This is a genomic window from Halalkalibacter flavus (assembly GCF_036663575.1).
GTDB lineage: Bacteria > Bacillota > Bacilli > Bacillales > Bacillaceae_D > Halalkalibacter > Halalkalibacter flavus.
Window position 1 is genome coordinate 39397 of the sequence record NZ_JAWRVK010000024.1, and the last position, 22767, is coordinate 62163.

Annotated in this window: 25 protein-coding genes and 2 other annotated features; all 25 genes read right to left on the minus strand. The window is 39.3% G+C overall.

The window, feature by feature from the left end; genetic code table 11:
* Window positions 1–153 precede the first annotated feature (153 nt).
* The 25 genes from SAY88_RS15810 to SAY88_RS15930 all read right to left on the minus strand — a co-directional run bounded on the left by SAY88_RS15810 (window position 154) and on the right by SAY88_RS15930 (window position 22147).
* Entirely contained in the window at window positions 154–756 is a 603-nt protein-coding gene (locus SAY88_RS15810; protein ID WP_332632919.1) for a class I SAM-dependent methyltransferase, read from the minus strand.
* A 98-nt stretch (window positions 757–854) separates the two neighbouring features.
* Window positions 855–1217, minus strand: coding sequence for a 50S ribosomal protein L7/L12 (gene rplL / locus SAY88_RS15815; RefSeq protein WP_332632921.1), 363 nt, complete (start codon window positions 1215–1217; stop codon window positions 855–857).
* A 145-nt stretch (window positions 1218–1362) separates the two neighbouring features.
* On the minus strand, window positions 1363–1860 hold the full coding sequence (gene rplJ / locus SAY88_RS15820; RefSeq protein WP_250097967.1) for a 50S ribosomal protein L10: 498 nt from the start codon (window positions 1858–1860) through the stop codon (window positions 1363–1365).
* Between the two features lie 36 nt (window positions 1861–1896).
* Window positions 1897–2031, minus strand: a sequence feature (ribosomal protein L10 leader region).
* Window positions 2032–2088: 57 nt separating this feature from the next.
* A complete protein-coding gene (gene rplA / locus SAY88_RS15825) occupies window positions 2089–2784 on the minus strand; it encodes a 50S ribosomal protein L1 (protein ID WP_250097968.1) in 696 nt (231 codons plus the stop codon).
* Window positions 2785–2903: 119 nt separating this feature from the next.
* Window positions 2904–3329 (minus strand): 50S ribosomal protein L11, encoded by a 426-nt coding sequence (gene rplK, locus SAY88_RS15830; protein WP_012957124.1) that lies wholly within the window; start codon window positions 3327–3329, stop codon window positions 2904–2906.
* A 171-nt stretch (window positions 3330–3500) separates the two neighbouring features.
* Entirely contained in the window at window positions 3501–4034 is a 534-nt protein-coding gene (gene nusG / locus SAY88_RS15835; protein WP_332632923.1) for a transcription termination/antitermination protein NusG, read from the minus strand.
* 107 nt (window positions 4035–4141) lie between these two features.
* Entirely contained in the window at window positions 4142–4336 is a 195-nt protein-coding gene (gene secE / locus SAY88_RS15840) for a preprotein translocase subunit SecE (RefSeq protein ID WP_250097970.1), read from the minus strand.
* 92 nt (window positions 4337–4428) lie between these two features.
* Window positions 4429–4605, minus strand: coding sequence for a 50S ribosomal protein L33 (gene rpmG / locus SAY88_RS15845; protein WP_431308883.1), 177 nt, complete (start codon window positions 4603–4605; stop codon window positions 4429–4431).
* A 110-nt stretch (window positions 4606–4715) separates the two neighbouring features.
* On the minus strand, window positions 4716–5372 hold the full coding sequence (gene sigH, locus SAY88_RS15850; RefSeq protein WP_332632925.1) for an RNA polymerase sporulation sigma factor SigH: 657 nt from the start codon (window positions 5370–5372) through the stop codon (window positions 4716–4718).
* Between the two features lie 79 nt (window positions 5373–5451).
* On the minus strand, window positions 5452–5961 hold the full coding sequence (locus tag SAY88_RS15855; RefSeq protein ID WP_332632941.1) for an NYN domain-containing protein: 510 nt from the start codon (window positions 5959–5961) through the stop codon (window positions 5452–5454).
* 1 nt (window position 5962) lies between these two features.
* Window positions 5963–6712 carry a 23S rRNA (guanosine(2251)-2'-O)-methyltransferase RlmB gene (rlmB, locus tag SAY88_RS15860; protein ID WP_332632926.1) on the minus strand — a complete coding sequence of 250 codons (750 nt, stop codon included), beginning with the start codon at window positions 6710–6712 and terminating at the stop codon, window positions 5963–5965.
* Between the two features lie 16 nt (window positions 6713–6728).
* Window positions 6729–7145 carry a Mini-ribonuclease 3 gene (locus SAY88_RS15865; RefSeq protein ID WP_332632927.1) on the minus strand — a complete coding sequence of 139 codons (417 nt, stop codon included), beginning with the start codon at window positions 7143–7145 and terminating at the stop codon, window positions 6729–6731.
* A 1-nt stretch (window position 7146) separates the two neighbouring features.
* Window positions 7147–8544 (minus strand): cysteine--tRNA ligase, encoded by a 1398-nt coding sequence (cysS, locus tag SAY88_RS15870; protein ID WP_332632928.1) that lies wholly within the window; start codon window positions 8542–8544, stop codon window positions 7147–7149.
* 45 nt (window positions 8545–8589) lie between these two features.
* Complete coding sequence (gene cysE, locus SAY88_RS15875) at window positions 8590–9249, minus strand: serine O-acetyltransferase (protein ID WP_332632929.1); 660 nt, start codon at window positions 9247–9249, stop codon at window positions 8590–8592.
* 70 nt (window positions 9250–9319) lie between these two features.
* Window positions 9320–9547, minus strand: a binding site (T-box leader).
* 1 nt (window position 9548) lies between these two features.
* The gene (gltX, locus tag SAY88_RS15880) at window positions 9549–11009 is read right to left on the minus strand and encodes a glutamate--tRNA ligase (protein WP_332632930.1); all 1461 of its coding nucleotides are present in this window, start codon (window positions 11007–11009) and stop codon (window positions 9549–9551) included.
* A 101-nt stretch (window positions 11010–11110) separates the two neighbouring features.
* Entirely contained in the window at window positions 11111–11587 is a 477-nt protein-coding gene (gene ispF / locus SAY88_RS15885) for a 2-C-methyl-D-erythritol 2,4-cyclodiphosphate synthase (RefSeq protein ID WP_332632931.1), read from the minus strand.
* Entirely contained in the window at window positions 11584–12273 is a 690-nt protein-coding gene (gene ispD, locus SAY88_RS15890) for a 2-C-methyl-D-erythritol 4-phosphate cytidylyltransferase (protein ID WP_332632932.1), read from the minus strand. The genes ispF and ispD overlap by 4 nt, the downstream gene beginning before the upstream one ends.
* Before the next feature lie 243 nt (window positions 12274–12516).
* Entirely contained in the window at window positions 12517–13608 is a 1092-nt protein-coding gene (locus SAY88_RS15895) for a PIN/TRAM domain-containing protein (RefSeq protein ID WP_332632933.1), read from the minus strand.
* Window positions 13609–13788: 180 nt separating this feature from the next.
* Window positions 13789–14865, minus strand: a complete 1077-nt coding sequence (gene disA / locus SAY88_RS15900) for a DNA integrity scanning diadenylate cyclase DisA (RefSeq protein ID WP_332632934.1) — start codon at window positions 14863–14865, stop codon at window positions 13789–13791.
* Between the two features lie 3 nt (window positions 14866–14868).
* Window positions 14869–16242 carry a DNA repair protein RadA gene (gene radA, locus SAY88_RS15905; protein ID WP_332632935.1) on the minus strand — a complete coding sequence of 458 codons (1374 nt, stop codon included), beginning with the start codon at window positions 16240–16242 and terminating at the stop codon, window positions 14869–14871.
* Between the two features lie 262 nt (window positions 16243–16504).
* On the minus strand, window positions 16505–18955 hold the full coding sequence (clpC, locus tag SAY88_RS15910; protein WP_332632936.1) for an ATP-dependent protease ATP-binding subunit ClpC: 2451 nt from the start codon (window positions 18953–18955) through the stop codon (window positions 16505–16507).
* Between the two features lie 18 nt (window positions 18956–18973).
* The gene (gene mcsB, locus SAY88_RS15915; RefSeq protein ID WP_250097984.1) at window positions 18974–20050 is read right to left on the minus strand and encodes a protein-arginine kinase McsB; all 1077 of its coding nucleotides are present in this window, start codon (window positions 20048–20050) and stop codon (window positions 18974–18976) included.
* Window positions 20051–20054: 4 nt separating this feature from the next.
* On the minus strand, window positions 20055–20576 hold the full coding sequence (gene mcsA, locus SAY88_RS15920; protein WP_332632937.1) for a protein-arginine kinase activator protein McsA: 522 nt from the start codon (window positions 20574–20576) through the stop codon (window positions 20055–20057).
* 15 nt (window positions 20577–20591) lie between these two features.
* Window positions 20592–21062, minus strand: coding sequence for a CtsR family transcriptional regulator (locus SAY88_RS15925; RefSeq protein WP_332632938.1), 471 nt, complete (start codon window positions 21060–21062; stop codon window positions 20592–20594).
* A 299-nt stretch (window positions 21063–21361) separates the two neighbouring features.
* On the minus strand, window positions 21362–22147 hold the full coding sequence (locus tag SAY88_RS15930) for a VLRF1 family aeRF1-type release factor (RefSeq protein ID WP_332632939.1): 786 nt from the start codon (window positions 22145–22147) through the stop codon (window positions 21362–21364).
* Window positions 22148–22767 lie beyond the last annotated feature (620 nt).

Consider the following 22767-nt stretch of genomic DNA (forward strand, 5'->3'; position numbering starts at 1 on the left):
GATATCTATTTCACTAAATTCAACGATTATATCAGTATAACCACTATTACCCATCGCTATTCATATATTTCCTCTTGACTTTTCTCTGAAAGCACGATCTAAAAATAGGTAGTTATACGCATTAAATAACAATATCACAAAAGACAAGCCAGGTCAAACTTTTTTTGCCTTTATAATGAAATAACCTTTTTTCTTTTCTACTACAGTTACTTCTCCAAATTGAGATTGTAGTTTTTCAATAGCTGAAGGAGCCCCTTGTTTCTTCTGAATAACAATCCAAAGCTCACCTTGATCCTTTAACTGTTCATAAGATTGTTCAAAAATAGTATGAACGACTTTTTTCCCTGCACGAATAGGTGGGTTCGTTAAAATAGCCGCAAAGTCTGTCTTAGATACACCATCGAGACAATTACTTTTGTAAATGTTCACATTGTTAATAGAGTTCCTCTCTGCATTACGCGCTGATAGGTGCAATGCCCTTTCGTTTACATCTACCATATGCACAACTCTGCTTTTTTCACTCCCAGCCAGCGATAATCCAATCGGCCCATAACCACAACCAACATCTAACAGATCGCCATCTAAGGTAGGAAACACAAAAACATCAATTAATAGCTTACTCCCAAAATCAACCTCATTTTTCGAAAAAACTCCACGATCAGAATAAAACTTAAACGTTTGACCACGTAAAGTAAACGTCCAATCTCGTTCCTCACTATCAACTGTTGGCTTTTCTGAATAATAATGGTTAGACATATGATCACCCCTTTCCATAGCATCGATATACATTATAACCAAATAAAACTTCAAACAAAAAGGACTCGCAAAAAGCGAGCCCCTTATGTGCAGGTTTATTACTTAACTTCAACAGATGCGCCAGCTTCTTCAAGCTTAGCTTTGAATTCTTCAGCTTCTTCTTTAGAAACGCCTTCTTTGATTGGAGCAGGAGCGCCATCAACAAGTGCTTTTGCTTCTTTAAGACCAAGGCCTGTGATTTCACGAACAACTTTGATAACGTTGATTTTTGAACCACCAGCAGATGCAAGAACTACATCAAACTCAGATTGCTCAGCAGCACCAGCGTCTCCACCAGCAGCAGCTACAGCTACAGGAGCAGCAGCAGTTACGCCAAACTCTTCTTCAATTGCTTTAACTAGGTCGTTAAGTTCTAAAACTGTCATTTCTTTAATCGCTTCAATGATTTGATCTTTACTCATTTTGTAAATCCTCCCTGTTATCGTTTTGATAATTTATTTGGTTAACGCATTTTGTTTCACACATACTCTTTGTATATTTGCATACAAATTAGATGTAAGTATTCACAGCCTATCTACACAGCGGTAGCCTTAGGCAGGAAAAATATTAAGCGCCTTGTTCTTCTTTTTGCTCTGCAACAGCTTTTGTAGCCAAAGCAAACTGACGAACAGGAGCTTGAAGTACGTTTGCAAGCATTGAAAGTAGTCCTTCGCGTGATGGAAGTTCTGCAAGAGCTTTTACTTCAGCAACTGAAGCTACTTGTCCTTCAATGACACCAGCTTTAATTTCAAGAGCTTCGTTCTTTTTAGCGAATTCGTTAATGACCTTCGCAGGAGCAATAACATCATCAGTACTAAACGCAATTGCTGTAGGACCTACTAATTGCTCATCAAGAGCAGTTAATTCAGCCTCAGCAGTTGCACGACGAGCTAATGTGTTTTTATACACCTTGAACTCAACACCAGCTTCACGAAGTTGCTTACGAAGTTCTGTCACTTCAGCAACAGTTAATCCACGGTAGTCAACAACTACTGTTGATTTACTTTCACGTAGTTTCGTCGCAATATCTGCAACAACTTGCTTTTTTTGTTCTAATACGCTCATCCTTACACCTCCTATGGTTTTTCACCATACCGCTTAAGAAGCATATAAAAAGCCCCCATGTAGACATGAGGGCATACAAACACAGTTAACGTTCCTGTATCTATTGCTTACCTCGGTAGGAAATTAAGTGCGGAGCACCCCTACGGTCTACGGTATGACATTCAATTTTATGCGCCTTGCGTAAGACACTCTTAAGAGTATACACACACTAAGCAAATAAGTCAATCATTATCTTGCAAAAACTGATGCATTCACACGAACTCCAGGTCCCATTGTAGATGCAATCGCTACATTCTTCATGTACGTACCTTTTGCAGCTGCAGGTTTAACCTTTACAAGAGTTTCAATGATTGTCTTAAAGTTCTCAACTAGCTTTTCAGTTTCAAAAGAAACTTTCCCGATTGGCACGTGGATGTTACCAGCTTTATCAACGCGGTATTCAACTTTACCAGCTTTGATTTCAGCTACAGCTTTTGTTACATCAAATGTCACTGTACCAGTTTTAGGGTTTGGCATTAAGCCTTTTGGTCCAAGGACACGACCTAATTTACCAACTTGAGCCATCATGTCTGGCGTAGCTACGATAACATCAAATTCGAACCAACCTTGGTTGATCTTGTTGATGAAATCCTCATCACCTACGAAATCTGCTCCAGCAGCTTCTGCTTCTTTTGCTTTTTCACCTTTAGCGAAAACTAGAACGCGTTGTGTTTTACCAGTTCCGTTTGGAAGTACAACAGCACCACGGATTTGTTGGTCTGCTTTCTTAGGGTCAACACCAAGACGTACAGCTACTTCAACGGTCTCATCGAATTTCGCTGTTGCAGTTTTCTTCACTAATTCAATTGCTTCTTCTACTTGGTATGCCGTTTCACGGTCAACAAGTTTAAGAGCATCTGTATACTTTTTACTTTTCTTAGCCATGCTATATTTCCTCCTCGAATGTGGTTTTAGCGGTAATACCTCCCACTATTAAAGGTTGCGAACCTAGTAACTAGGCAAAGAGGGTCATACCTCATCGCAACCTCCGAAACACTTACCAATTAGTCTTCAATCACAATACCCATGCTGCGAGCAGTACCTTCTACCATACGCATAGCTGCTTCAACATCAGCTGCGTTAAGATCTGGCATTTTCGTCTCAGCAATCTCGCGTACTTTATCACGCTTTACTGTAGCAACCTTCTTAATGTGAGGCTCTCCAGAACCCGACTCAATCCCAGCAGCTTTCTTTAAAAGAACAGCAGCAGGTGGAGTTTTCGTGATGAATGTAAACGAACGGTCTTCAAATACAGTGATTTCAACAGGGATGATAAGACCTGCTTGATCTGAAGTACGAGCGTTGAATTCTTTACAGAATCCCATGATATTTACACCTGCTTGACCTAATGCAGGACCAACTGGTGGCGCTGGATTAGCTTTCCCAGCAGGAATTTGTAACTTAACCATTTTAATTACCTTTTTAGCCACGTGACACACCTCCTTAAAGTCCGTGATGTGGTTATCCGGGTGTGTATATTTGCACCCTCCCACTCAAAAAACGGATGCAATGCATCTGCACCCGATGGCTCATTTACTGAAACCATTGTCAACCATGAAGATTCTATCACTTTCAACAAAAGATAGCAAGTTTTTTTCGAATTAAATCTTTTCCACTTGATTAAAGTCCAGTTCCACAGGGGTTTCACGACCAAACATGTTTACATGAACTTTTATCTTTTGCTTGTCCACTTGGATCTCTTCAATCGAACCAACGAAGTTAGCAAATGGACCTTCTTTTACTTTGACAGATTCTTTCAATTCAAAGTCTATATCCGCCTTCGGTTGTTCTACTCCCATCTGTTTCAACAGAGAGTCTACTTCCTCTTGTAAAAGCGGCGTTGGTTTAGAACCTGCTCCCGCAGATCCAACAAACCCTGTTACTCCCGGGGTATTTCTCACAACATACCACGAGTCATCTGTCATGATCATTTCGACAATGACATACCCTGGAAATACTTTCTTTGTTACCGTTTTACTTTTCCCATTTTTCACTTCTGTTTCTTCTTCAACAGGTACAAGCACACGAAAGATCTTGTCCGTCATATCCATAGATTCAACGCGTTTTTCAAGATTTGTCTTTACTTTGTTTTCGTACCCTGAATACGTATGAAGCACATACCAATTTTTTTCCATGTTAAATAGGACGGTTTTGTCCTTCCCTCCTCTTCATTAGCGAGGCTGTCCAAGCAGGTCTCACTTTGAACGGCCTTTTAGAAGCTGTTCCAAGATTATACTTACAATTACCCAAGCAGGATTCGAACAAGCTCAGAAATTCCGTAATCGACCACAAAGAAGAAAACAGAAATAAAAGCTACCGTTCCTAAAACAACCCATGTATACCGTGTTAATTCCTTACGAGTAGGCCATGATACGCGTTTCATCTCTTGCACAACATCTCGGAAAAACTTCCCGACACCTCTTTCTCCACCAGCCACCAAAGACACCTCCAGCATCAATCAATATAGACAAATATACGTTCATCTATTCGAAATATTTACATGTGTATAGTCAATTTGAAGATTTCTATTTACTTTGTTTCACGATGAAGGGTGTGTTCTTGACAATTTTTACAAAACTTCTTTATCTCAATGCGATTGCTATGCGCCTGTTTATTCTTCTCTGTTACATAATTTCTCGAGTGACAAACCTCGCAAGCTAGTACCACTTTCGTTCGCACAACGCACCTCCAGCGCTCAAAGTACATACTATCTAAATCTATCACACGGAAATTCCCATGTCAATTATTAGAACAATCTGTAAGCTCATAGGTTGCAAAGAGGGTGCCGAATTAATTCCTTCGCCACCCCTAGCTACTTATGAAATTGAAACACCTTTAAGCTCAACATAACGCTCTAGCTTTCGTTTCACTCGTTGTAATGCATTATCGATAGATTTAACATGTCTATTTAAGTCAGCAGAGATTTCTTGATAGGATCTGCCATCTAAGTATAGCATAAGCACTTGCCTTTCTAAATCACTTAGAAGTTCTCCCATTTTTAACTCAATATCTTCAAATTCCTCTTGATTAATGAGCAACTCTTCCGGGTCAGTTACTCTCGTACCACAAATCACATCTAACAACGTACGGTCTGATTCTTCATCATATAACGGCTTGTCCAGTGAAACATAGGAGTTTAATGGAATGTGCTTTTGCCTTGTTGCCGTCTTAATTGCAGTAATGATTTGTCTTGTAATACAAAGTTCAGCAAAGGCTTTAAAGGAAGAGAGCTTGTCCCCATTAAAGTCACGGACTGCTTTGTAAAGACCGATCATTCCTTCTTGAACAATATCCTCATGATCAGCACCAATCAAAAAATAAGATCTTGCCTTTGCACGAACAAAATTCTTATATTTATTGATTAGATATTCGAGTGCACCACTATCTCCATTTCTTACAAAAACGACTAATTCATCATCTTCCACAGTGTCATAAATTGGTTTTAGTTTGGTTTCTTGAAGGTCCATGCTCATGACAATCCCTCCGACCTTGGCTGTTGTCTAAATTATAGACCCATTATATAGCACAGTTTTCCAGCCGGTCAACCACGTATCAGCGCTGTCGACGCCATTTTTCAAAAATTTCAGCAACTTCTTTACTAAGCGGGATTTTTGTCGAATTTTTCTTTTTTTGCGTATTTTGGACTTCTTTGTCGATTCCTTTTTCTGTAGTTTCAATTTCCATTAATAATTCCCTGGCAGACTTACGCAAAGCTCCACTCCCAAAGATCATCGATTGCTCTGCCATATCAGAGGTAGCAACATGAATCGTTGTATCGATTCGCTTTAATTCAAGAACCAGCTTTTCGATTCGTTCGTCGGCTGTCTCATTTTTACGGGTATATAATACATCAATCCGGTGGTTCTTATAGCTTTTACCTATCCCCTGAACCATGTGTGCATCAAAGATCACCTTCACCTGATAACCTGTGTACGCTTGATACTCAGCCATCATTTCTACAAGGCGATCTCGTGCTAAACCAAGGTCTTTGTCTTTTAACTCGCGAAGCTCTGGCCAGGCCCCAATCATGTTATAGCCATCGACGAGCAAAATATCTTTCATTCTACTCACTGCCTACTTCATGACGTCTCCGGTACACTTCATACATAAGTAAACTAGCTGCAACTGAAGCATTTAACGATGTAACATGGCCAACCATAGGAATCCGAATTAGAAAATCGCATTTCTCTTTAACTAAACGACTTATTCCCTTCCCTTCACTTCCAATGACAAGGCCAATCGGCATATCAAATGACGCTTGGCGGTAATCAGCTGTTCCTTTTGCATCTGTCCCAGCAAACCAGAGACCGCGCTTCTTTAAGTCATCCATCGTTCTTGCTAAGTTCGTCACACGTACAACGGGAACATATTCAATTGCCCCCGTTGAGGATTTCGCCACCGTTTGCGTTAGCCCTACTGCTCTGCGTTTTGGAATAATAACCCCATGAGCACCAACAGCATCTGCTGTACGTAAAATTGATCCTAGATTATGCGGATCTTCTACTTCATCTAATAGTAAGAAAAATGGTTCCTCCCCGCACTTTTCTGCCGCTTGAAATAAATCCTCCATCTCTGCGTACTCATAGGCAGCAATGGATGCCACCACTCCTTGATGATTATCAGTGTCAACAAGTTGAGCTAATTTCTTTTTTGGAGCATGTTGAATCAATACGCCATTTTCCTTAGCAAGCTGCACTACCTTGGTCATTTGTCCTTTCTGGGAACCTTCAGCAATCCAAATTTTATTGATCGAATGCCCTGCTTTCAAAGCTTCAATAATAGGGTTCTTACCTACAATAAATTCTTGACTCATCTTATTATCCTCCTTTCTATAACCGTGATCTTGCTTCAACAACTTCAACAGCTTTTTTAATGATTTCATCAAGACGATCATGCTCGCCCTGAAAGTAATGATAGCCTAACATCGCTTCAAACCCAGTTGAATAACGATATGTGTTTAAATCTGTGTTTTTAGGTATCGAGCCTGATTTGGCATTGCGTCCACGTTTAAACACAGCAACTTCATCTTCAGATAAAAACTCTTCTTCTAATAGCCTCCCCATAATATATGCTTGTGACTTAGCCGATACGTATTTTGTTGCTTCAACATGAAGTCGGTGCGGTCTAACGTTTCCTTGTGCAATTAAATAGTAGCGTACATACATATCGAGCACCGAATCTCCCATGTAAGCAAGTGCGAGCGCATTGAGCTGTTTCAGGTCTGTCTTTGCTTCAATAATCTTCATACTAGCCTCGTTTCCAGCGAACACCTTGCGCTGTATCCTCTAGCACAATCCCTTGTTCTTTTAACTCATCACGAATTTGATCGGCAAGGGCAAAGTCCTTTTGTTTACGTGCTTCATTACGCTTTTCTATTAACTCTTCAATATCAGCATCCAGCAACTCTTTTTGTGAGTGTAGGGTAAGACCTAGTACATTGGCGAACTCCGCAAATTGCTGCAAAAATGCTTCTAATATTTCTTTTGATGTTTTCTCCTCACGAAGGTAACGATTTGCTTCCTTTGCCAAATCAAAGAGAACAGAAATTCCATTAGCACTATTAAAGTCATCATCCATCTCCTGAATAAACCGATCCTTTAAAGCATGGATTCGCTCTAGCCAATCTCCCTTTTCACCAAAGCCAGCTGATTCTTCTAACCTATGTTCTAAACTAGACACAGCTGTCCTCAATCGCTCAAGTCCACTTTTTGCCCCCTCTAATAACTCATCACTAAAGTTAATCGGGCTGCGATAATGAGCCGTCAACATGAAGAAACGTACGACTTCTGCTGAATGTTGTCGAATTATATCTTTTGCCAAAACAAAATTTCCGAGTGATTTCGACATTTTTTCATTATCTATGTTAATAAAACCGTTATGAAGCCAATAATTTGCCATTGGTTTTTCTGTTAATGCTTCCGATTGAGCAATTTCATTTTCATGATGAGGGAAAGATAAATCTTGCCCACCTGCGTGAATATCGATTGTGTCACCTAAATATTTTTTGACCATAGCAGAACATTCAATGTGCCATCCTGGTCTTCCCTCTCCCCAAGGACTCTTCCATGAGACTTCACCCTCTTTTGCCGCCTTCCAAAGCACAAAGTCAAGAGCATCTTCTTTTCTTTCATCAACTTCAATACGAGCTCCAGATCGTAAGTCATCAATCGATTGAGAGGATAATTTACCATAGTCCTTAAATTTTCTCGTTCTAAAGTACACATCACCACTTGATTCATATGCAAATCCCTTTTGAACTAACGCATCAATGAATGAGATAATTTCTGGAATTGTTTCTGTAACACGAGGGTGAATGTCAGCCTTTTTTACACCAAGTGCACATGTATCTTGGTGATACGCTTCAATAAACCGGTTTGCGACTTGAAATACATCTTCACCTAGCTCACTTGCTGCACGAATAATTTTATCGTCAACATCTGTGAAATTTGAAATAAACGTGACATCATACCCACGGTATTCTAAATATTTTCTAACCATATCATACACAATTGGCGGTCGCGCATTTCCAATATGAATGTAGTTATATACGGTCGGTCCGCACACATACATCTTTACTTTCCCTTCTTCAATGGGAATAAACGGTTCTTTCTTTTTTGTTAAGCTGTTATAAACATGAATAGACATTGGATCTACTCCCTCTTTCTTATTTCTATTACAGTATGCAAATAGCTAATCTCTTGTTGATGACCTTAACAATTGCTCTCGTTCTTCTTTTAATGCTTTTATTTCTTCTTCTAATTCTTTTAATTTATCAGCAATTGGATCCGGCAAAAGATGGTGATTCAGTCCATGTTCAACCTTCACTCCGTCTTGGATGACAATTTTACCTGGAATGCCAACAACGGTAGAATTAGCTGGAACTTCTTTTAATACAACGGAACCAGCACCTATACGCGCATTTTCTCCAATTGTAAACGAACCTAGTATTTTTGCCCCTGATGCAATCAAGACACCATCCTCTACTGTTGGATGACGCTTCCCTTTTTCTTTTCCTGTCCCTCCGAGAGTGACCCCTTGATAGATCGTGACATTATTTCCAATTTCACACGTTTCTCCGATAACCACTCCCATTCCATGGTCAATAAACAAGCGTTGACCAATCACTGCACCAGGATGGATTTCAATCCCCGTAAAAAAACGACTAATTTGTGAAATGGATCTAGCTAAGAAGTACATTTTCCTTTTCCAAAGCCAGTGTGCCACGCGATGTGCCCATATTGCATGAACACCCGAGTACGTAAAAATCACTTCAAGTCGACTCCTCGCGGCAGGGTCTTGATCAAATACAACGTCTACATCATTTAATAGAGTGCGAAATTTTTTCCCCATGTGTTCTCATCCCCTTTTAGGGAACCTGCTACGCTTAGCAAATAAAAAGCGCCTCTGTGCATCTTAGATGCACAGAGGCGCTTTATGCGCGGTTCCACTCTGCTTAGAGAAGGCAATGCCTACTCATCTTTACTAGCTTGTAACGAAGCAACTCGCTCTTTCCTACTTAGAATGGAATCGTTCAAAAAGAGACTCAAGGGTGCATGTTCAAAGCGAGATCCCTAAACCACTCTCAGCCATTGATGGTCCTCTCTGCAAGGAATGGCTCACTTCTACTTTTCCCTCTCAACACGGTAACATTATTTATTTAATAAGCTCTTAATTCGTGCATTGACAACATCTTTTCCTATAAGCTCCATTGATTCAGGTAAGTCACGGCCATGAGTTTGCCCTGTCGTTGCTACACGGATCGGCATAAATAGTTTCTTACCTTTATGACCTGTAGCTTTTTGAGTTGCTTTCATAGCAGCCTTAATGTTATTAGCCGTAAACTCTTCAATCGTTTCTAGCTCTTTTATTAATTGAGCTAACACTTCAGGAACTTGCTCTTCATCTAAAACCGTTTGTGCTTCCTCATTATACCCAATTTCTGTTTTAAAGAAAAGTTCTGTTAACTCAACGATCTCAGCACCATAATGCATTTGCTCTTGATATAGAGCAATTAAACGCTTAGCCCAGTCTTTTTGTTCGTCTGTCATGTCTTTTGGCAGCTTTCCAGCTTTGACTAAGTGTGGCAACGCAAGTTCAACGACCTTATCAATTTCAGCATTTTTAATGTATTGATTATTCATCCAAGCTAGTTTGTCTGTATCAAAAACAGCAGGAGCTTTTGCCACTCGATCTAATGTAAATTGTTCTCCTAGCTCTTTTACTGAGAAAATCTCCTCTTCCCCAACAGGAGACCAGCCTAATAATGCAAGGAAATTAACGATTGCTTCTGGCATGTAGCCAAGTTCTTTATATTGCTCAACAAATTGAATAATCGACTCATCTCGCTTACTCATTTTTTGACGGTCCGGATTTAAGATTAATGATGCATGAGCAAATTTTGGCACATCCCATCCGAATGCTTCATAAAGCAATACTTGTCTAGGTGTATTTGATAAATGCTCTTCTCCACGAATGACATGAGAAATTTTCATTAGATGGTCATCGATCACAACGGCAAAGTTATACATTGGAATGCCATCCTTACGCGCAATAACAAAATCCCCAATGCCGTCCGATTCAAACGTTACATCGCCTCGAACAGCATCTTGAATTTGAATAAGCTTTCCTTCTGGTACACGGAAACGCACAACCGGTTTAAGACCTTTCTCTTCATATTCTTTACGTTGCTCTTCGGTTAAGTCTCGATCACGGCCACTATATTTAGGTAACTCACCACGTGCTTTTTGCTCTTCACGCTCTGCCTCTAACTCTTCCTCCGTCATATAACAATAGTATGCTTTCCCCTCTTTAAGAAGGTGGTCAAGATATTCTTTGTACAACCCAACACGCTCCATACAACTATACGGGCCATACTCTCCACCTACATCGATACTCTCATCCCAATCCATTCCGAGCCATTTCAAACTATCTAATAGTTTCTCTTTTGCTTGATCGACATTCCGAGCTTGATCGGTATCTTCAATACGTAAAATAAATTTCCCACCCTGACTTTTCGCAAACAAATAATTAAATAAGGCAGAACGAGCACCACCAATATGTAAATGTCCAGTTGGACTAGGAGCAAAACGAACGCGAACGTCACTTCCCATAATAAACACCTTCCATTTCTATCATCCTATTATGCATATTAACATGCTTATGTTAATTACCTATATCACTATATCACTACTTTGGTCAACTTATGCTTTTTTTATGACTGCTCGACTAAAAGAATCGTTGCCTGTGAAGCAATTCCTTCGCCTCTCCCTGTAAAGCCTAATTTTTCTGTAGTCGTTGCTTTTACGTTTACTTGACTGACATCCGCTTCTAACAGTTCAGCAATTCTAGCTCGCATCGTTTCGATGTGAGGAGCCATTTTCGGCTTTTGCGCTATAATTGTACAATCAATATTCCCTAATTTGTATCCTTTTCCCTTCACAAGTTCCCAAACATGTGTAAGAAGTTTGGCAGAGTCAGCATCTTTGAACGCGTTGTCTGTATCAGGAAAATGCTTACCAATATCTCCTTCACCAATTGCGCCTAGTGCTGCGTCTGCAACTGTATGCAAAAGTACATCTGCATCAGAATGTCCAAGGAGACCTAATTCGTAGGGAATCGTAATCCCTCCTAGAATAAGTGGTCTTCCTTCTACTAACTGATGAACATCAAACCCTTGTCCAATTCTCATGACTTTCTCATCTCCCTTTCCTTCATAATCGCTTCTGCAAATAACAGATCATCTGGGGTCGTTAACTTAATGTTTTGATAATCACCTTCAACAATTGCGACCTCATGCCCTAACCATTCAACTAGACTCGCATCATCGGTTCCGAGCATGTGAGCAGCTTGTGCCTTTTCATGTGCTTCTTTTACTAACTTTAATTGAAACGCTTGTGGCGTTTGAATTGTCCATAGCTCATCACGCTTCAATGTATTCACAACTCTTTTGGAGATGACCCGTTTAATTGTCTCTTTAACTGGTACGGCTGCTGTAACAGCACCCATCTCAGCAGCTTTTTGTACTAGAGAATGAATGACATCCCTAGTAACAAAAGGTCTTGCCCCATCATGGACCAAAACAATCATATCTCCCTCAATAGAGTTAATTCCTTTTCTCACACTATGCTGACGTTCTTTTCCACCTTCAACTACTGTTACTTTCGATAGGGAGTGTTTCTTAGCTAACTCATTCATGAGTTCAAGCTCTTCGGGATTCGCTACAAGGATCACCCGTTCGCACCACGGATCTTCCTGAAACAAGCGGATAGTATGTACAATAAGCGGTTCTCCTCTTAATTTAAGGAATTGCTTATTTTTGCCTGCCTTCATTCTTTTCCCTTGTCCAGCCGCAGGGATGACAACACGATACTCCATTTCATTCTCTCCTATCAAAAGCAATATATAATAATCATTAATTATACCTATCAAATGATCTTTACGGCTCATATCGGCATTACTTTTTTAAACCGATATTTATTTTAGCATGATCTCCCATTTAATTGCATATGTTTGTTTTAGTATAGCTTGTACATAACCGGCGAAAAAGAAAAACGCTATCCTCTATTAAGAGCATAGCGCTTATGAAATTCATTCTTTTCTGTTCTCGTGTAACAATCTTTAAAGAGCTTTCTCTAGCAATTTAGGCTTGGCAAAAATCATTCGGCCCGCGCTCGTTTGCAGCACACTTGTAACGACTACATCAATTTGCTTTCCAATATAGTCACGTCCACCCTCTACGACAATCATCGTGCCATCGTCAAGATAGGCGACACCTTGATGTTGTTCTTTACCATCTTTTATAACTTGAACTTTTAGCTCCTCACCAGGCAAGACTACCGGCTTTACTGCATTTGCTAAATCATTAATATTTAATACAGCAACTCCTTGCAACTCACATACTTTATTTAAATTAAAGTCATTTGTTACAACCATTCCTGAAGAAACTTTAGCTAACTTCACTAATTTGCTATCCACCTCAGAAATATCTTCAAAGTCACCTTCGTAGATCTCGACATTAATCGGTAGTTCTTTTTGGATTTTATTTAATATATCTAGTCCACGACGTCCTCGATTGCGTTTTAATACGTCAGAAGAATCGGCTATATGTTGTAATTCTTCTAACACAAACCCAGGAATAACAAGTGTTCCTTCTAAGAAACCGGTTTTGCAAATGTCTGCAATCCGTCCATCAATAATAACACTTGTGTCTAATATTTTTAATTGCTTCCCAACGGAAACATCAACTTCTTCTTCTTTTTTCTTGCCTAAATTTCTTGTTAATGTAAACAAATTAATAAGCTCATCTCGTTTTTTGAAGCCAATTTGGAATCCAAAATACCCAACGAAAATCGTGACAAAAATTGGAAGGACTGTACTTACAATCGGTATGTTGATGGCGTTTAATGGAATACCAATTAAATAAGCAACAATTAGACCAACAATTAATCCCATCGTACCAAACAAAACATCTGTGACTGGAGCCCGCACAATCGCTTCCTCTAAAAGCTTCATAAGATTCACGATATAGTCAGCCAGCCAAAACGTAGCAAAAAAGAAAATAATAGCACCGAACACTGCACCAGCATAAGAACTTGTAACCCAAACAGGGACTTCGCCAAAATTTAATATATGGATAAGTTCTGGAATGAAGATAAAACCCAAAGTGCCTCCAACTAGAACGAAGAAAAGCTGTACAATTCGCTTTAACATCCATATTCACCTCCTTTTATTATTATAGACAAGATTGCTGGTTTGAAACCTATCAAACTGTATTTCACATAAATTCTCAAAATTCTTCCATACTCCCTTAAACGTAACAAACACCTAATTGTTTGTCAATTCTGAAAACTTATCATTATACAGTTAAGGCGTTATATTGTCAAGTCGTGCTTAAATATGTCGATCTACAAACAATTGTTCTTGAATACGATTTAATCCATCTTTAATCATCTTAGCCCTCGGTTCACCAATTCCTTCCACTTCGTCTAATTCATTAATACTTGCAAACATGATATTGGTCAAGTTCTCATATTTTTCAATTAGATTTTCTATAATGATTGATGGCAGTCTCGGTATACGGTGTAAGATCCGATAGCCTCTTGGTGAAACAGCTTGCTCTTGAATATTAATACTTTTGCTATAACCAAGTGTCTTCACAATTTCTTGTTCATCAAATAATTCTTCCGTTTGGAACTTCGTTAGTTCTTTTAAAATTTCTTTTGGGTTTTGACTATCGTTTTTCATATAATCTTTTATCAAATGAATGGCTTCTTTTTCTGTATTTGCTACTAGTTCATTTAACTGCATCGTAATGAGTCGACCTTCATTTCCGAGCTCGTTAATATAATTTAGTATCTCACTTTTTATTCTTAAAACCATCTGTACCCTGTGAATGACTTGTGTCACTTCATGGAGGGTAACGAGTTGTTCAAATTCAAGTGCCCCTAAATTGGTGATCCCCTGATCTAGAACAACTTTATATTTTTCAAGCGTCTGAATTGCTTGATTGGCCTTGGTCAAAATAACCCCAATATCCTTTAAAGAATAGCGATGATCTCCCTGATAGAGGGTTATCACATTCCGCCGTTGTGAAATCGAAATCACTAAGTTACCTGTTTGTTTAGCAACCCGTTCAGCTGTACGGTGTCGTATACCCGTTTCATTTGATGTAATGCCATTGTTTGGTACTAGTTGCGTATTAGCATATAAAATTCGTTTTCCATCCTCACTTAAAATGATGGCCCCGTCCATTTTTGCCAGTTCGTAAAGGTAGGCCGGGGAAAAGTCACAATTGATAAAAAAGCCACCGTCTACAATCGGAATCATTGCATTGTCATAGCCAATGACAATCAAACCTCCCGTTTTTGCACGAAGAACATTATCAATTCCTGCTCGTAAATCCGTTCCAGGCGCAACTAACTTCAGTACGTTTTGGATAAAAGCTTGCCGCTTTTTCCCCTCATTCATTTACTAACCTCCTAAGCCGACCTCTAACGCTCTTTCTAATGTTGGTACTCCAATGACATCAATGTCCTTTGGGTACGTCCAGCCCCCTAGATTCTTCTCTGGAATGATTGCCCGCTTAAATCCCAATTTGGCTGCCTCATTCACCCTTTGGTCAATTCGCGAAACACGCCTAATTTCTCCCGTTAATCCTACTTCACCAATAGCAACATCTGTAGGACTCGTTATTTGATTACGGAAGCTTGAAGCAATGCTAAGGGCAATAGCCAAGTCAATTGCAGGTTCATCTAACCGAATCCCGCCAGCAACATTTAAATAAGCATCCTGATTTTGTAGTAATAGCCCTACTCTTTTTTCAAGTACAGCCATCAACAGCGATACCCGGTTATGGTCAACTCCAGTAGCCATTCGTCTTGGGTTTCCAAAGCTTGTCGGTGATATAAGTGCTTGTAATTCTACGAGAACAGGCCGCGTTCCTTCCATGGAAGCAACAACAATTGATCCGGCTGCTCCTTGAGACCGTTCTTCTAAAAAAATCTCAGAAGGGTTAAGAACTTCTTCTAGTCCAGTTTCTTTCATTTCAAATATACCCATTTCATTCGTTGAACCGAAACGATTCTTCACGGCCCGTAAAATACGATACGTATGGTGGCGTTCTCCCTCAAAGTATAGAACCGAATCAACCATATGTTCTAACAATTTCGGTCCTGCTATTGATCCTTGTTTTGTAACATGCCCTACAATAAAAATAGCAATTCCCCTTGTTTTGGCAATTCTCATAAAGGCAGCCGTACATTCTCTAACTTGCGCCACACTCCCTGGTGCAGACGTAATATCTTCTTGGTAGACTGTTTGAATAGAGTCAATAATAACTAGTGTTGGTTTCACTTCATCTATCGCACGTTCTATAAAGGAGATATCGGTCTCGGCCAAAACGTATAAATCTCCAGAAGAAACACCTAGCCGCTCCGAACGTAATTTCGTCTGTTTTACTGACTCTTCCCCAGAAATATATAAAACCTTGTGCTTCGTTTCTGCTAATTTAGAGGAAAGTTGTAGCAAAAGCGTTGACTTTCCAATTCCAGGATCTCCACCTACAAGCACAAGCGAACCCGGAACAATTCCTCCACCAAGTACCCGATCGAGTTCCATCATTGTTGTGCTGATTCTTTCTTCTGTTTCACTTTTTACCGAAATGATCGATTGTGGCTTTGATCCAGTTGTTGCAGATGTAACATAGCTTCGACTCGCTTGTTTAGCACTTGGCTCAAATTCTTCAATCATTGTGTTCCAGCTTTGACAACCCGGGCACTTGCCCATCCATTTTGCTGATTCATATCCACACTCTTGACAGACGAACTTTGTTTTCTTCTTTGCCATGCTTCTTTCTCCCTTCTACCTATTACGTCTATTGTAACAGAGTAGAAGAAAAAAGTTTTCTTATGCGTTTTTCATTAAAGCTATAAGGAATAACTCCTATATTCATTATCGGTGCGATGAAAAGTTTTCTTACACCAATTAAATTGTATCACCTTTGTTAAACAGTCTTATAAATCTATTATATGGTGAAAAGCCGAGGGATTATGACTCTCCCCCGGCTTTTCTTCAATCAGAGCCTACGATTTATGCAGCAAAATTAATTTTATACTTGTAAATTTTCACGTGTTTCAGATGTTTGGACAAAAAGCTCATCATCTTTTACATCAATAATAGCTTTTTGGCCTTTAGATATTGTACCTTTTAATAGCTCTTCAGATAAACGGTCCTCAACTTGCTTTTGCAATGCACGGCGTAATGGACGCGCACCATATTCAGGATCATAGCCAAGGTCTGTAATCTTATCTTTTGCTGCTTCAGTAAGCTCAAAATCTATGCCTTGTTCTTGTAAACGAGTTTTCAATTGTGCAGCCATTAATGTAATAATTTCACGGATATGCTTCTTCTCAAGTGAGTGGAAGACAATTAGTTCATCAATACGGTTAAGGAATTCTGGACGGAAGCTACGCTTAAGCTCATCCATTACTTTGCCTTTCATATCTTTATATTCCTGACCTTCACCTTCTGTTGCAAACCCTAAGAACTTGCTTCGTTTTAATTCGCTAGCTCCAACGTTTGATGTCATAATAATCGCCGTATTACGGAAATCAACCGTTCTTCCTTTTGAATCCGTTAAGCGGCCATCTTCTAGTACTTGAAGCAGGATATTGAACACTTCAGGGTGAGCTTTTTCTATTTCATCTAGTAAAATAACAGAGTATGGCTTACGACGAACTTTTTCAGTTAATTGACCTCCATCATCATGTCCAACGTACCCTGGAGGAGAACCAACTAGTCGGCTTGTCGTATGCTTTTCCATGTACTCAGACATATCAATACGAATAACAGAATCCTCATCGCCGAATAATGTTTCAGCAACAGCCCTTGCTAGCTCTGTTTTACCAACCCCCGTTGGTCCTAAGAAAATGAAGGAACCAATTGGACGCTTAGGATCTTTCAGTCCTGCCCGTGCACGGCGCACAGCTTTAGAGATCGATTTAACTGCTTCTTCCTGACCAATAACTCGTTCATGTAGAATCGACTCCATCTTAAGTAAGCGATCCGTCTCTTCTTCTGCTAATTTCGATACAGGAATTCCAGTCCAGCTTGCTACAACTTGTGCAATGTCTTCAGCTGTTACCTCTGTATCTTCTTGGCCTTGCTTTTTCTTCCACTCATTCTTCATTTCTTCTAATTCTTCACGTAAACGTTGCTCTGAATCACGTAAAGAAGCAGCCTTTTCAAATTCTTGACTTTGAACAGCGGCATCTTTTTCTTTTCTCGTTTCGTCAAGACGTTGCTCAAGCTCTTTCAAGTTAGGTGGTGCTGTATATGACTTCAGACGAACCTTTGAACCAGCTTCATCAATCAAATCAATTGCTTTGTCTGGAAGGAAACGATCTGAGATGTAGCGATCAGATAATTTAACTGCTGCTTCAATCGCATCATCTGTAATTGTTACACGGTGATGTGCCTCGTAACGGTCACGAAGCCCTTTTAAAATTTGCTCTGATTCATCAAGTGTTGGCTCATTTACTTGAATCGGTTGGAAACGACGCTCAAGTGCAGCATCTTTCTCAATATATTTACGATACTCATCAAGTGTTGTTGCTCCAATACATTGAAGTTCTCCACGGGCAAGGGACGGTTTTAATATATTTGAAGCGTCAATTGCACCTTCTGCTCCTCCTGCACCGATTAATGTGTGAAGCTCATCAATGAACAAGATGACATTTCCGGCTTGACGAATTTCATCCATTACCTTTTTCAAACGGTCTTCGAATTCACCACGGTATTTTGTACCAGCTACAACCGTTCCCATATCAAGTGTCATCACCCGCTTGTTACGAAGTGTTTCTGGCACTTCATTAGCGATAATTGCTTGTGCTAATCCTTCAGCAATAGCTGTCTTACCTACACCTGGCTCCCCAATTAAGACAGGGTTATTTTTTGTACGACGACTTAACACTTGAATAACTCTTTCAATCTCTTTGCTACGCCCAATAACAGGGTCAAGTGACTCTTCTCTTGCTACCGCTGTTAAATCACGTGCTAGACTATCAAGTGTTGGAGTGTTTGCATTTGTTGCCCCTGTACTTTGGCCAGAAGAGTTCCCAACTTCATTGCTCCCAAGTAATTGCAACACTTGTTGACGAGCTTTATTTAAACTCACCCCTAAGTTATTTAAAACACGAGCCGCAACACCTTCTCCTTCTCGAATAAGGCCAAGTAAAATATGCTCGGTTCCAACATAAGAGTGCCCTAGTTTCCGTGCTTCATCCATCGAAAGTTCAATGACTTTTTTCGCTCTTGGAGTATAGTGAATCGTCTTAGATCCTTCTTGTCCTTTTCCAATTAACGACTCTACTTCCTTTTGAATCTTTTCAGATCCTAACCCAAGAGCTTGAAGAGCCTTAGCAGCAATTCCTTCCCCTTCACGAATAAGACCAAGTAAGATATGCTCGGTTCCGATATTGTTATGTCCCAACCTCACTGCTTCTTCTTGTGCTAGTGCTAATACCTTCTGTGCGCGCTCTGTAAAACGTCCAAACATCATTGACGTCCACCTCCATGATTATTCGTTCGTTTCTTCCTCTAATTTTAACCTTTCCCTAATCAGCGTAGCTCTTCTTTCATCACGCTGTTCAGGGGATAACACTTCGCCAGCATATTGTTGAAGAAACCCTGGCTGAGTCAAAATCATTAGTTCATTTAAGATGTTCCCTGATAGACCCTTAATCAAACCTAAATCAATCCCCAACCTAACGTTTGACAAACGTTGCGTCGCTTCTTTTGATTCAATCATTCGACTATGAGCTAAAATACCAAATGAACGATGTACTCGATCCTCAAGCTGTAATCTCGATTGATCCAAAAGACTTTCTCTAGCTGATCGTTCCTGTTGAATTAGCTGCAAGACTACCCCACGTAGATCTTCAACAATATCTTCTTCTGATTTTCCAAGAGTGAGCTGATTAGAGATTTGAAACAAGTTACCTAAAGCTTCGCTACCTTCCCCATAAATTCCTCTAACAACTAATCCTAATTGATTAATTGCAGGTAAAATTCGATTTAATTGCTGAGTCATAGCAAGTGCCGGCAAGTGCATCATAACAGAAGCTCGCAAACCTGTCCCAACATTTGTTGGGCAACTTGTTAAATAACCTCTTTTCTCATCAAAGGCATACGTTAAACGTTGCTCAATCCAATCATCAATTTGATTGGCTATCTCTAACCCATTCCCTAATTGAAAACCAGGAAGCAAACATTGGATCCGAATATGGTCCTCCTCATTAACCATGATGCTTACAGCTTCATCTTTATCAAGTAGGACTGCTCCATGTTTTGACTGATCTGCTAAATTAGGACTGATTAAATGTTTTTCAACAAGTACTCGCTTTTCATTGGCTTTCATGTCGTCAATTCGTAAAATCTCAAGAGAACCAATTTGACTGTACTCTTCCTGAGTTAATGCCTCTCCGATATGTTTTGCAGTCGCATAAGATTCTTCCATTGACGCAAGTAAAGGAAATTTATATTCTTCAAGGTTTCTAGCTAATCTTATTCGGCTACTGAGGACAATATCCGAATCTGGACCATCTTTTTTCATCCAAGGACTTAATGCTTCTGAAATAAATTGTTGGAGTGACATCAAATCAGCCCTCCTTTTGCTCATTCTTTTGTTTTTCTAACAACCGAATTTCATCTCTCAGCTCAGCAGCTTTTTCAAACTCTTCTTGGTCAATTAAGCTTTTCAACTCGGTTTTTAATGATTCAATCTGACGTTGTAATTGAATCCCTCCACCAATTCTTTCTGGAAGCTTTCCAGCATGGGCATAATTGCCGCTGTGTACCCGTTTTAAGATAGGATCCAACTTAGTCTCAAAGCTCTTATAACAATTTGCGCAGCCAAACCTTCCAACTTTAGTAAATTGTTCATACGTCATCCCGCACTTCTCACAAGATGGCTTTATTTCCTGCGCCTCTGCTTTTACAGGTTGTTCAAAATGTAACAAACCTGATAATAGCTGATGAATAGAGAAACTATTTCCACCTGGGAAGTATTCTCCTTTTTCCTTTGCGCATTGTTCACAAATGTGAAACTCAGTCTTTTCACCATTTATAATTTTGGCAAAGTGCAAACTCGCTTTCCTTTTATTACATTCCTGACAAAGCATGAAATTTCCTCCCCCCTATGACAATTCTTTATATTTTAATGTTTCAAGCATCGCAATTAAAATGTTTGCTCGTACTTCATCCCGATGATTAATATTTGCATTATATAACGTTCGATCCATTACACTGATCATTAAATTTGCTTCTCTTTTTGTTATAGCCTTCTCTTCAAATAACCGGATAATGATGTTCTCTGCTGTATGTTGATCAATATCTTTTCCAACGATTTTAATCATTTGGTCAAATAGATCAAGATGGTCATGGGGACTAACTTTCACTATACGAATATACCCTCCGCCACCTCTTTTACTTTCAACTTGATATCCTTTTTCTAACGTAAACCTCGTCTGAATAACATAATTAATTTGTGAAGGGACACATTGAAACTTCTTAGCAATTTCACTTCGCTTAATTTCCAACGGATCATCCCCACTGTTTCTAATAGTCGCTTTTAAGTAGTCTTCAATGATGTCAGATATATTTCTCAAGCTTTGCCCTCCCTTCAACTTTTGACTTTGACTATCTTTGACTTTATAAACATTATATGCGCTCAATTTAAAAAGTGCAATATGTATAACTCACTACTAGTATAACCAGGCACATCTAGTTGATAACCTTATATTATTAGATTAACATGCATTATTTTACTCATTTTTTTAGCAATTATTAGGAAAATTAATCATGAACAATGTTGGAACTATTATAAAAAATGACACTGAAAAAGGGGTTCTCCCCCCTTTCAATGCCATTGTTCAACAATGTTTGACCTTAATTAAAGTTCGTTTAATTATGACGCAAGTACTTGTCCAACGATTTCCTTCGAAGAAAATTTTTTATAGTTTTTATCTACTATTTTCACCGTCGGGAACATTAATTGCTTCTCAAACTCCGTTGTTAATCCTCGTTCACCAACTAAATAAATCGTAGACCAGTTCTTTCGATCAGCTTCTTTTTGGATCGTGATTGCTAAGTCTTTAAAAGCGCGCTGTTGATTTGCTTCAAACCGTTGTTCATATTTATCTCGGTGATTTGCACGTTTAGCCATCCGTTCACTTGCTGCTATTCCGTCGTATTGTTTCCAATCCTCCTTCTCTATTTCCAAATCATATAGTCTTTCGATATTTATCTCTCCTAAGCTTGTTTCAATCATAAAAACATTTTCCTTTTGAACAAAGAGTATCCCTTCTGTTGGATATTCATTGCTAAGTCGCTCAAGTTGTTCGATCTTTGGTTCGTTATCCCAATAAAAGTTATTTTCTACAGGGATTTGAAGTTTTCTCAATAAGAAATCTCCATTAGGTGATGCAATCAAAACAATGCTCTTAGGTAATTCTGTTTGTATCGCATAAATCGCTTCAGTTGCTTTTTTCCTAACTTGTTTATACGCCTTTATATTTGATTCATTATCTGCTTTGATATATTCTTCTATTTTTTTCAGTCCATTTTTCAATCGGATTTTCCATTCTCCTCTTTGTTGATTATTGCTTGTTTGATCTGTGCTTAAGTAAATGGTTAAGTATCCTTCGTTGCAAGATTGGTTTTTAAATTGTCGGAGTTCTTTTACAAGTGGCATATTATCGTCCTCCTTTAATTTGAGTAATAGAGAAGGATCTCTACCGTTAGAGGTCTATAACCTGATAGAGGGTTTGTTAAACATGTTACTTGTCGATAAGAAAGAAATAGATTGAGAAGGAATGCTGTAATGGAGCTTTATGTCGAACTCAAACTTTATGGTTCATTTGGAATCTACTGTCTGACTTTAAGGATATTCTGTCGAAAGTGGAGATTTTACTATCCAAAGTTGGCAAGTTACTGTCGGTTTTCCTTGATTTGCTGTTGGAAGGATAATTGATAGCTTATTACGATCGCTTAAATTTTTATGCGGAGCGTTAACAGGAAGTGACATGGAGTATTTCAAGAAGGTTACTCACGTTGCAACCATCGGTTTATTCAAAGATGATTTTGCTCCTTCGGGCGCACTACTATTATGTAGCGTATGTCCGTCTCTCCTATTTCTATGCAGAGCGTGCCCGCCTGGCAACGTCCTGACTTGCCATTTCTCTTCTACGGGGGTGATTGGGCATGGTGTTATTTCTTCGTCGTTTCTCACGTTATTTTACGAAGAGAAACAGCTCGGACTCACTTCTTTTCTTCTACAAGGAAGGCATGATGCTTTTCTTAGAAGCACTCTAT